The organism is Ruegeria sp. AM2, assembly GCF_056540685.1.
Genome location: NZ_JBQFXE010000022.1, coordinates 1 through 10533, shown reverse-complemented (window position 1 = coordinate 10533; position 10533 = coordinate 1). Strand labels below are relative to the sequence as shown.

Here is a 10533-nt window from a genome sequence, read left to right as displayed (position 1 = left end):
TAAAACCGGTAACAACAAAGTGGCAGGATCGAGCAATGCCCGTCATCGTCATGGCAAGCCCCAAAGGCGGGGTTGGAAAATCAACATGCGCCGTTCTTCTGGCGTCTGAGTTCGCCCGTATGGGCGCGGATGTCACGGTGCTTGACTGTGACCCGAACAAGTCTCTTACCCGGTGGGCATCTCATGGTGCACCTTCCGGTGTGACCCTGAAGAGCGATGTTGGTCGGTCAGAGATCGTTCCGACCATCCGGAGCGCCGATGGAGACGGCAAGATCGTCATTGTGGACTTGGAAGGTGTTGCGTCCCAGCTCGTCAGCCGTGCCATCTCCCAGGCGGACCTGGTGATCGTCCCGATGCAGCCGACAGCGCTCGACGCAGAGATTGGCTCAGAAGCACTGGCTCTGGTTCGCGAAGAGGAGGAAGCGCTTGGGCGGTCGATCCGGCATGCTGTGGTGCTGACCAAGACCAGCGCAGCCGTAAAGAGCCGCGTTCAGAAGGAGCTGGAAGGACAACTTAGTGGGGCAGGGATCGACGTGATTGAACCGTCACTCGTGGCCCGCGCGGCGTTTTCCGAACTCTTCGCATATGGCAGTGATCTGACTGCAATGATGAATGACCCTGAAATGGTCACGGGCGGAAAAGTGGATAAGGCACTGATCAACGCTCAAGCTTTCACGGAGGCGGTTTATGAACGGCTCAAATAGGCTCGCAGGCCTCAAAGCGCGCCCAAAAGATACATCCGTCGAACAGGTTCGACGTGTCGATGAAGTGGGGGAGGCGAGGGGCTTCCTTGACCGAACTCCGCGTAAGAAGCCTGGCCGCAAACCCAGTCCCCGAACCCATCAGTTACATCCAAAGGTTCTTCCAAAAGTAGGGGAAGCCATTGCCGCCGAGGCTGAACGGCTAGGTGTCACGCAAGGCCAACTGATCGAGCAGATGTGGGCGAAGTATGAGGAGCTTGCTGAAGGGCAGGGTACTAGGTGAAGATAAACACCCGTAATAATTAACGAAGTAAGGATATGTTTCTGTTTTGTTCTATTCGCGAGATGTGTTACGGAATGACAGATACAAAACATTAAGAAAGGGACAGAGATGCCAGCAACAACAACGGTGAAAAAAAGCTCAACAGCTCAGTCTGATGAACCCGCCTCCGGCTCAGAGATCAGTCGATCTAGCTATTTCACTAGCGCCAAGAATGTTGCAGGTATCTTGAAGGGTGACTCAGCCCAGGCATTGGCAAGTTTACCCGATGAGAGTTTCAATGTCGCGATCACCTCACCGCCGTACTATTGGGTTCGTGACTACGGTTACGAAGGCCAACTAGGTCACGAAGAAACTGTTGATGCATACATCGAAGAGCTGATGAAGGTTTTCGATGAAGTGAAACGCACTCTGCATCCTGAAGGTGTGTTCTTCTTGAATATCGGAGATACCTTCTATTCTGGCAATGGACAGCCACATGGCAGTGATCCGAAGTGCTCATCTCGGAACTTTCTCAGAAGCAAGGTTCGGCCTGTTGATGTAAGCGGCTGGGACATACCCAAGAAGAGTATGATTGGCATCCCCTGGAAGGTCGCGTTCGCTATGCAATCTAGAGGTTGGACGCTCCGCAGCTCGATCATCTGGAACAGATGCAATGCGTTTGTCGAGCCGACTGCCCGAGACCGCCCTCATAGGCAGTATGAGTTTGTGTTTATGTTCTCAAAATCGAGGTTCTACAGCTTTGATCGCTCAAAGTTGGTTGAAGAAGATGTTTGGAACATTCCCATCGAACGGAATCGACGGGCAAAGCATAATGCAGCATTTCCATCAGAGCTTGTCCGACGGTGCATTGAGGTTGGCAGCCCTCCTGGCGGCCACGTTCTGGACCCGTTCGTCGGAAGTGGAACCACCATTTTCACGGCACTCGAACATCACCGAAACGTCGTCGGCATCGACATGAGTGACGACTACCTCGACTACGTACAGAGCACCTTAGAATCCGATGGACACGATCCTGTTGATTGGAAGATAGTAGACCAGAAACTTGCTAAGCCATCAGGCCTATGGGACCAATGGACCGGAAACAAAGCAAATTTCCGAAAGCCTGGTCGCAAAAAGAAGGAATAGAAAAATTTGAAGTTCTTCGAAATCCAAACAATAAAATCATCAATTGAAGAACTTCAAAAATTTAGCGCTAACTGGCTAATCCCAGCTTTCGTCTTTGCTGCAAACGACGTCGGCGAAGACGAGCTAGTTGATATGTCTAAGAATAAGGGCACTGACCAATTTCTGGACAATTTCTTTAACGGTGCGCTCATAGGGATACCTCCATTCCCAAGCGGAAATAATCTTCTGAGGCCCCGCCTTAAAGGCGTCACTTGGAACCGCGGTGACTTCGCTGGCGACTACATGATCCGCCAAGATACGAAAATGTGGGGCAACCTCTTTTCAAGTCGCGGTTACCGCGAAATGCGGCAGCGAGGGGAGGTCGAAGGCGAGAAAGCTACGGTCCGTTTGACCGATGCTTTTCAACCTGCGTTCGAGAGCGCCGTGCCTGAATCATTCATGTTCGAAGACTTTATGGTCTGGCTCTTCGCATTTTCAGGCTTTCCCGATCACATAACATCTTGGCAAGAGCTCTATGATCACCTGCTGACAGAGAAACTTGAACTGAACGAATTTAAGGCCCCTTACTTGGGGCGGTTTAAGTTGGCACCGGATCGAGCGTGGCCAGGAACAGTCACTGAGCGACCCACGGACGACGATTTTCTGTCGGAGCTTGCCCCTCGCTTGGAGGCGTTTTTGAATGCACCACAACAAGCAGAAAGCGCTGCCAATAGTACAAGCAAGGACTTGCTCAGCCCCGATGATCCAATCTTGTCCACGGTTCAGAGTGCGATTGCAAAGGACACGAGTCGATCCTTTCTTCTAGCTGGACCTCCAGGCACCGGGAAGACGAAGTGGGCGCATGACATCGCAGCCTTCTTGGCAGACGGAGTCGAAACGCGAGTGTTGTTCCTCCAGTTTCATCCAGCGTTCGGCTATGATGACTTCGTAGAAGGATTTCGCCCGGCGGTCTCTAAAGACAAAAGTGGTGGCGGAGTCACTTATGTCCTCGAACGTCGCCACTTCTTGAAGTTTGCAGAGAAAGCAACGAAAGACCCCGAGAACCTCCACGTTTTGGTCATTGATGAGCTGAACAGAGGGGACGTAGCTCGCATTTTTGGTGAGTTGCTCACTTATCTCGAACCCGACTACCGCGAGAAAGAATTTACTCTCGCCATATCGGGCGAACCGACGACGCTGCCACGCAACCTTATTGTGCTCGCGACTGCGAACCCATTTGATCGATCCGTAACGGATCTAGACGACGCGCTATTGCGGCGTTTTCTCGTTATCATGATGGAACCCGATAAGGTGTTCTTGGAGAGTTTCCTGAAAGAACGGGGTGTCGAGAGCCGGGTGCTATCACGTACCCTGCGAGTGTTCGATATCCTGACAGAAGCTTTTCCTGCCGGATTCGGACATACAAATTTCTTACATGTTCAAAGCATCGATGACTTGGCAGACGTTTGGACAGGACGAGTGCAACTCGGACTTCAGCGGACTCTGTTCCATGACCGACAGCGCTATGAGGCGCTCAAGACAGAGATCGAGAACCTTCTTCAGCTCGATGAAGATGCAGAAGCCGCTGGTACAGATGACGGGCAAGGCTGATCGCAGTGGTTGAGCCTGTTCGCGTAGTCGAGATTCAAGAGCGGGGCACTCGTTATTTTCCTCGAACCGATCTGTTCGACTCCGAAGGTCGTTCACTGATCCTTCCTGAGACACGCGCGCTCAATGCAATTGAAGTCAAAGATACATCAGACGGGGCGCGTTTGATGGCTCTCGGCCTTATTGGCTATCTACCACTGACGCGTTCCATTACCTTGAACATCGTTCCAAAGTTTCCGATTGCCAACCTTTGGACCATGCTCGAAGTCGGTGGCGAAACCTTCGCAAACGTCCTGCCAACGCTCCGACGCTATCAAACAAGCGACAGCCCGGCCCCTGTTCAGATACTCGCCCGAAGCTTTTGCCACTATTTGAGAGAGGCACTCTCCGCTGGATTTGAGCGGAGTTATTATCCTCGACAGAGAACCGGTTACTACACTCCCAGGGTCGAATTCGGCGCTACGATCGGCCGTTATCTGTCGCGCGGTAATCCTGTCGATACGGTCTCAAGCGTATTCGAGTTCGGCCAGGACTCACCCGTTAATCAAGTAATCAAAGCAGCGTGTTTGCGTTTTGCCCGGCTGATCCCGCATAGCGAAGACTGGGAAGGTGAAAGGCTGCTGTTCCAACAAGCGCTAGGCGCACTTCAACGTGTCCAGGAGCGAGAACCAAGCCTTCACGACTTCGACTTAGATCGATCTGTTTCACTTCGATTGCGCCAACACTACTCAGGTATGCTTCGCGTATACCAGTTGCTTCTGACAGGTGGAGGGATCGCGTTCACTTTCGAGCCTAGCGGAAAGGAACTGCCGTCCTTTCTTTTCAACCTCGACGACATTTTTGAGCGATTCATTCGCCAAACGTTCGTTCAGGGATTGCGGAGCCACAACATCGCCGTGCTGGATGGTAATAAACACCAAGGACGTCTCTTTGAGGATAACAGAACCTACCCTACTAAGTCCGACTTGATTTTCCGCCGATCAAAGACGGAGATCATTGGTCTGGGCGAGGTGAAGTACAAACCGAAACTCAAAGAAGCCGATAGATATCAGATAATTAGCCATGTTACCTCTGCTAAGGCTCCTATTGGGGTATTGTTCTCACCAACAAATGAGGGAGACAGTCAGCGTCTAGAGCGCATCGGCAGGCTTTCGACCGGCGCGCAGTTCTACCACTACCGAGTAAACATTCAGGGCGACATCAAATCTGCGCAGCAGCAGATGATTGACGATGTGCGCATAGTACTTCCTAAGCCCGCAGCAGTTCCAGCGTAGGGCACCGCTTCACACACGCCTCACGGTGCGTTCGCTGACTTTGAACAGTCGCGCGATCTCAGGGATTCCACGTTGCTCGACATCTCTCAGCCCCATAGGTCTCCCGCGCGATGTCGAGCCGTTCGCGCATTTCGCGGAATGCGGAGCGCGCCTGACGGGCTGCGTGGACCACAGCCCCGCGTTCAGTGACAGGCTTGTATTCCCGGCCCTCCCGCTCGGCCATTGCCTTTGCCCGCCGTTCCATGGAATTGGCCGCTGGCCCCAGCTTCAGCTCGGGATCGCGGTCCAGCTCCTCGGCAGAGAGTTGATCACCCCGCTCCAGCGCAGCCTCACGCTGTGCTTCCAGCGACCGGTGATCGACCCGCTCGGTCACCCCAGCCCGCTCCAGGGCGCGGTTCTGCAACTCGGCCCAAAGGCCGCGCATCTGTTCGACTTCTGGACCGCCGGTCTGCTTTGCGTCGAGCACCCGCGTCTTGGCCGTGAACCCCTCGGGTTCCAGCTTGCGGGTGGAGGTCAGAACATGGGCGTGATGATTGCGTTGATCGCCCTCACGGTGGGGTTCGTGGATCGCCACATCGACAGCGACGCCGTAGCGGCTGACCAGCTCTTCAGCAAACTTGCGGGTGATCTGAGACCGGTCCTCGTCGCTGATCTCGGACGGCAAGGCCAGCTCCCATTCGCGGGCCGTGACAGAGTTGCGGCGGGTCTCGCTCGCCTCAACTTCGTTCCAGAGTTTGGAGCGGTCCTGCGCCCAAGATGGGGCATTTTCCGGGGTGACAATGAAGGTTTCCTTGATGCCCTGCTTTCGGGTGTAATCATGGACGCGACCTTCGCGCTGGCACTCAATGCGCTCCCCGACACGGTAGGCCGCTGCCGCCGTTGCAGAGCGCCCGGCGCTGCGTTTGATCGTCTTCACAGAGAGGTGGAAGCTGGCCATGCGCCCTCCCTCGCCCAGTGATGCGGACAGTCATAACGCGCGCTGCTGACCCCGGCCCATGCGCCGACATGAGCCACCGGGTCAGCCGTCTTTTCCACGGAGGCCCGCGCTCCAGAACGCTGGGGCCGGAGGGGAAAAGACAGCCCGGCTGAAGGGGTGCAACGCACCTCTGAGGCGCGGGCTTGCCAGTGAGTTGCCCCCAAATCCCCAGCCTCATAGGGGGCGGGATATGGGGACAATTCACTGGCGGTTTGCCACCGGCAAACCCGGCAAGGAAGGACAGGCACGCGACTGTTCTTCTGCGCAGCCCGCAAGCGCGACACCCCCGGCAATCCAGCCCCGGCCACGGGGCACAGGATGCCGTCAGGGTGTGTCGGACCCGGCGTTCCGGGCGTGCTTGCGGGACGCGATCCAACCGCGCAGGTTGGTCCTAGAGGGTTTGGGAGAGGCGATGCCGTCTCCCATTTCGATGCGCTTCGCATCGAAGGGGTCTGCCATCGGCCGGGGCTTTGCCCCGGAGAGATCGCACGCAAAGTTCGGAACCGCAGGTGGAGAGTTTGCATAAGTGCGCCCTTGTCCTTTACAGGCCTACGGGTAAGCGCTTAGGTTCGATCTGACAAGAGATACGTTGCGACCCGCCCTTTTGAAAGATGGATTCCCGATTTGGCCGAAACCGAGCTTGAACGCGCCGAGAAACGCTACGCCCAGGCCAAGGCCCGCCTTCAGGGGTTGCGCAACCGGGAAGCCACGCGAAAGCGCAAGCTCGATACCAGGCGCAAGGTCATCCTTGGGGGTGCGCTGCTCGATCTGGCGGAACGAGACAGCGGTGCCGCCGCGATGGTGGAACGGCTGGTGCGGAACCTGTCCCGTGATCAGGACCGGAAGGCGTTTGCGGACTGGGGTAGTGATGGCGCGTCTGCTGTTGGTGGGTGGGACGCCTCCCCTGCCCCGCTCTCTGATCCTGACGGGTCCGGGTGATGCGTTCCGTCATGCTCTTCATGGGTGGACTGGCGCGGTTCTTCTATCGTCTGATCGCTACACCCGTTTTGCTCGGATGGATGATCGGGCGCACTGCATTCGGTGCGATGATCGGCTTCCTGATCGGTGGCATTGTCGCGCTTTCGACCTTTGGCCCGCCACTTGGTCAGTCGGCCTGGGAATGGGCGGTCCTTCTGCCGCCCACCTTCATCGGCGCTGTCTTCGGGTTCCAGTATTGGCGCATGGTCTCCGGGGCCGATGACTTCTTCGGGCTGACCGGCGACAGTCACGGCTCGGCCCGCTTCGCCACTCGCAAGGAGCTGAAGAAACACCAGGGCGGTGATGGACTTCTGATCGGACGGAATCCCGGCACCGGGCGACTCCTGCGTTATGACGGACCTGCCCATCTGATCACCCTCGCCCCGACCCGGGCCGGGAAAGGCGTCGGCACCGTCATCCCGAACCTGCTGGCGGTGGAGCGGTCGGTGCTGGTGATCGATCCCAAAGGCGAGAACGCGCGGATCGCGGGGGAGGCTCGGCGGCGCTTCGGGACCACGCACGTCCTCGATCCGTTCGAGGTTTCCGGGGTGCCGTCTGCCGCTTACAATCCCCTCGACCGGCTCACATCCGACAGCCTTGATCTCGGCGAGGATGCCGCCTCTCTGACAGAGGCGCTGGTCATGGACCCGCCGGGACAGGTCACGGAAGCGCACTGGAACGAAGAGGCGAAAGCTATCCTCGGCGGGCTGATCATGTTCTGCGTCTGCCACGAGGACCGGGACCGCCGGTCCCTCGCCACTGTCCGGGAATACCTCACCCTGCCCCCGGAAAAGCTGCGCGCTCTGTTGGAACTGATGCAGGACAGCGACGAGGCAGGCGGGCTGATTGCCCGCGCCGCCAACCGCTTCCTCGGCAAGGCGGATCGGGAAGCCGCCTCGGTTCTGTCCAACGCCCAGCGGCATACCCATTTCCTCGACAGCCCGCGCATTGCTCGGTGTCTGGCGCGCTCGGATTTCGCCTTCTCCGATCTGCGCCACCGGATTACCTCTGTCTTTCTGGTGCTTCCCCCGAACAGGATGGACGCCTACAGCCGCTGGCTGCGCCTCCTCGTCTCTCAGGCCCTCCAGGACATCGCACGGGATGCTGAGGCCCCTGTGGGCGCTCAGGGCGTGTCTCGGCGGCTTTCTACCCCTACCCTCTTCCTGCTGGATGAATTTGCCGCTCTGGGCCGTCTTGAGGCCGTAGAGCGGGCTATGGGGCTGATGGCAGGCTATGGGTTGCAGCTCTGGCCCATCCTTCAGGACATGAGCCAGCTCCGCGATCTCTACGCCGACCGGGCGAACACCTTCATTGCCAACGCCGGGGTGCAACAGGTCTTCGGGGTGAACGACTTCGAGACGGCGAAATGGCTAAGCCAGATGATCGGGCAGGAAACCTCCCGGTTCCAGACCGACAGCTACAAGCCGGGGGACAATCCCAGCTTTTCCAACAACCTCACGGGCCGCGATCTGCTCACCCCTGATGAAATCATGCAGATGCCCCCTGATATCCAGCTCCTGCGCATACAGGGCCAGCCGTCTGCACTGGCGCAAAAGCTGCGCTTCTACGCCGATCCAGAGTTCAAGGGGCTGTTTGTCCCGCAGCCGCAATGATTTGAAAGTGACCCGCCATGTCTGACAAAGCTGCCGCCCCTGCCCCGTTTTCTGATGGTGAGCTGCGCGAAACACTTGAACGGCTTGGCAACCTTGTCCTGGATATGAACGACTACGTTCAGGAGCAGACCAAAGCCGTCAATCATGCGACGACAGCAGCGAATGAAGCACGGCGGGCAGCAAAGGCCACACAGGATCAGACCGACCCGGACCAGTATGCGGAATACGCGGTCGAGGTGATAGACAAACGCCTCGAAGAGCGGATGAAGGATATCAGGCAGACAGCCAGTGATCTGCTGAAGGCGTCCAGCTACACCCGCGAGGTTCTCAGCAAGGCCGACCAGGACCGAACAGATGCTCAACGCCAGCTTTGGGAACGGGAACAGAAGCTGGATCAGTTCAAAAGCCGTCTGCGGTTGTTTGGTCTGTGTGCTGTCGTTCTGGTCCTTGCGCTGACGGTGACGCTTCCTCGCTTCTTAGCCAGTTACGGTCCCACATGCGGTGTCCTTGGCGGTGTTTGGACGACCACATCGACCAATACCGATGTCTGTGTGTTCTATCGGGAGTGAGCTGGATTTTGCACGTTCTGGACAAGCCTGACTGCGAAGGTGGGTGTTATATATGTGTTAGAATCTGTGTTACGCGTCTCCAAAATCCGCGTAGAGATTTGAAAAATATGTAATTTCCTTGCAGGCTGGTAACTGATAACACGAATCTTGGTAACTGAAATCCTGCTTTTGGTAACTGATAACACGAATCTTGACTGCGGTAACTAAAACCACGAATGTCGACTCATGGTAATTGATAACACGAATGCTCTCACCCCGCTCCTGCCGGATCGTCATCCGCAGCATGATCTGTTCATCTGTGATGTCGCTGATGCTGTCCTGAAGGACGTGATGCAGCACATGGAGCACCCGTTCTATTCACTCTCAAAAAAGCCGGAGACGACGATTAAGCGCTATGAGAATGGCGACAAATGGCTTCAGATCACGCCGAGCGTGAAGGGTCTGGCGACGATCTACGACAAGGACATTCTGATCTACTGCATCAGTCAGATCATGGCAAAGCTGAAGGAAGGCGAAGCCGTTTCGCCCCGTGTCCGGATCAACTCCAGAGAGCTGCTTATCTTCACCAATCGGGGCACAAGTGGCCGGGAATACCAGTCCCTGCTCGATGCCCTTGATCGCCTCGAAGGGACGCGGATCAGGACAAACATTGTCACTGGCGATGAAGAGCAAGTCGATGGCTTTGGCCTGATCGACGCTTCCTCGATCCGCCGAAAGCACGGTTTGGACGGGCGTCTCTTATGGTGTGAAGTGAAGCTGTCAGATTGGGTTTTCAATGCAATCCGGAACGAAGAGGTCCTGACCCTCCACCGGGACTACTTCCGCCTGCGCAAGCCCATTGAAAGACGGGTGTACGAGATCGCCCGGAAGCATTGCGGGCAGCAGAAAACCTGGCGCATCACGCTGGCTAAGTTGCTGCTTAAGACTGGGTCGCAAAGCCCACAGAAGCGTTTTCGGCAGATGATCCGGCAACTCGCAGAACATGACCATTTGCCGGATTACCATGTTACCTTTGAAGATGAAGCTGACATGGTGGTGTTCACTAATCGCGGCACGATGTCCCCTGGCCAGCTTGTTGAAGGCAGTATTCCACCGCTGCAGTCCGACACCTACGAAGAAGCGCGCCATGCAGCACCGGGTTGGGACGTTCGTTTCCTGGAGCGTGAGTGGCGCGACTGGTGTGTTGAGCCGCCCCGCAATGCCGACCGCGCTTTCATTGGGTTCTGCCGAAAGTGGTTCGAGAAGCGAGGCAGACCCTGAGATTAAAAACCGGTTATGGAAATAAAACCGGTAATAGATTTAATTCAGGTGTTGGATTTAATTCCGGTGTGAGATATAAAACCGGTAACAACAAAGTGGCAGGATCGAGCAATGCCCGTCATCGTCATGGCAAGCCCCAAAGGCGGGGTTGGAAAATCAACATGCGC

Annotated in this window: 10 protein-coding genes; 8 read left to right on the top strand and 2 right to left on the bottom strand. The window is 56.4% G+C overall.

Annotated elements, in window-relative coordinates:
* The 4 genes from ACR0CR_RS20300 to ACR0CR_RS20285 form a co-directional block, all read left to right on the top strand.
* The coding region (locus ACR0CR_RS20300) for a ParA family protein (protein WP_480602714.1) at nt 1-704 on the top strand (704 nt) is incomplete at its 5' end.
* A 388-nt stretch (nt 705-1092) separates the two neighbouring features.
* Nucleotides 1093-2109, top strand: a complete 1017-nt coding sequence (locus ACR0CR_RS20295) for a DNA-methyltransferase (protein ID WP_480602711.1) — start codon at nt 1093-1095, stop codon at nt 2107-2109.
* 6 nt (nt 2110-2115) lie between these two features.
* On the top strand, nt 2116-3699 hold the full coding sequence (locus ACR0CR_RS20290; protein ID WP_480602709.1) for an McrB family protein: 1584 nt from the start codon (nt 2116-2118) through the stop codon (nt 3697-3699).
* A gap of 5 nt (nt 3700-3704) precedes the next feature.
* On the top strand, nt 3705-4970 hold the full coding sequence (locus ACR0CR_RS20285) for an McrC family protein (protein ID WP_480602707.1): 1266 nt from the start codon (nt 3705-3707) through the stop codon (nt 4968-4970).
* A 58-nt stretch (nt 4971-5028) separates the two neighbouring features.
* On the opposite strand, the gene mobQ is transcribed toward ACR0CR_RS20285, so the two are convergent.
* Entirely contained in the window at nt 5029-5907 is an 879-nt protein-coding gene (gene mobQ, locus ACR0CR_RS20280; RefSeq protein ID WP_480602704.1) for a MobQ family relaxase, read from the bottom strand.
* Between the two features lie 363 nt (nt 5908-6270).
* A complete protein-coding gene (locus ACR0CR_RS20275) occupies nt 6271-6405 on the bottom strand; it encodes a hypothetical protein (RefSeq protein WP_480602702.1) in 135 nt (44 codons plus the stop codon).
* A 165-nt stretch (nt 6406-6570) separates the two neighbouring features.
* Here ACR0CR_RS20275 and ACR0CR_RS20270 point away from each other — a divergent pair, with 165 nt between their 5' ends.
* From ACR0CR_RS20270 to ACR0CR_RS20255, 4 genes are all read left to right on the top strand, one after another.
* Nucleotides 6571-6885, top strand: a complete 315-nt coding sequence (locus ACR0CR_RS20270) for a mobilization protein (protein ID WP_480602700.1) — start codon at nt 6571-6573, stop codon at nt 6883-6885.
* Nucleotides 6885-8537, top strand: a complete 1653-nt coding sequence (locus tag ACR0CR_RS20265) for a type IV secretory system conjugative DNA transfer family protein (RefSeq protein WP_480602699.1) — start codon at nt 6885-6887, stop codon at nt 8535-8537. Before ACR0CR_RS20270 ends, ACR0CR_RS20265 begins: the two co-directional genes overlap by 1 nt.
* Before the next feature lie 17 nt (nt 8538-8554).
* Nucleotides 8555-9106: a hypothetical protein gene (locus tag ACR0CR_RS20260; RefSeq protein ID WP_480602696.1), complete on the top strand. Its 552-nt coding sequence runs from the start codon at nt 8555-8557 to the stop codon at nt 9104-9106.
* Nucleotides 9107-9331: 225 nt separating this feature from the next.
* Nucleotides 9332-10366, top strand: coding sequence for a replication initiator protein A (locus tag ACR0CR_RS20255; RefSeq protein ID WP_480602693.1), 1035 nt, complete (start codon nt 9332-9334; stop codon nt 10364-10366).
* Nucleotides 10367-10533: the final 167 nt, after the last annotated feature.

Bases quoted from the DNA above. Each gene is read 5' to 3' on its own strand.
- ACR0CR_RS20295 (WP_480602711.1), top strand. From the start codon at position 1,093: ATGCCAGCAACAACAACGGTGAAAAAAAGCTCAACAGCTCAGTCTGAT.
- mobQ (WP_480602704.1), bottom strand. From the start codon at position 5,907: ATGGCCAGCTTCCACCTCTCTGTGAAGACGATCAAACGCAGCGCCGGG.
- ACR0CR_RS20275 (WP_480602702.1), bottom strand. From the start codon at position 6,405: ATGGCAGACCCCTTCGATGCGAAGCGCATCGAAATGGGAGACGGCATC.
- ACR0CR_RS20265 (WP_480602699.1), top strand. From the start codon at position 6,885: ATGCGTTCCGTCATGCTCTTCATGGGTGGACTGGCGCGGTTCTTCTAT.
- ACR0CR_RS20260 (WP_480602696.1), top strand. From the start codon at position 8,555: ATGTCTGACAAAGCTGCCGCCCCTGCCCCGTTTTCTGATGGTGAGCTG.
- ACR0CR_RS20255 (WP_480602693.1), top strand. From the start codon at position 9,332: ATGGTAATTGATAACACGAATGCTCTCACCCCGCTCCTGCCGGATCGT.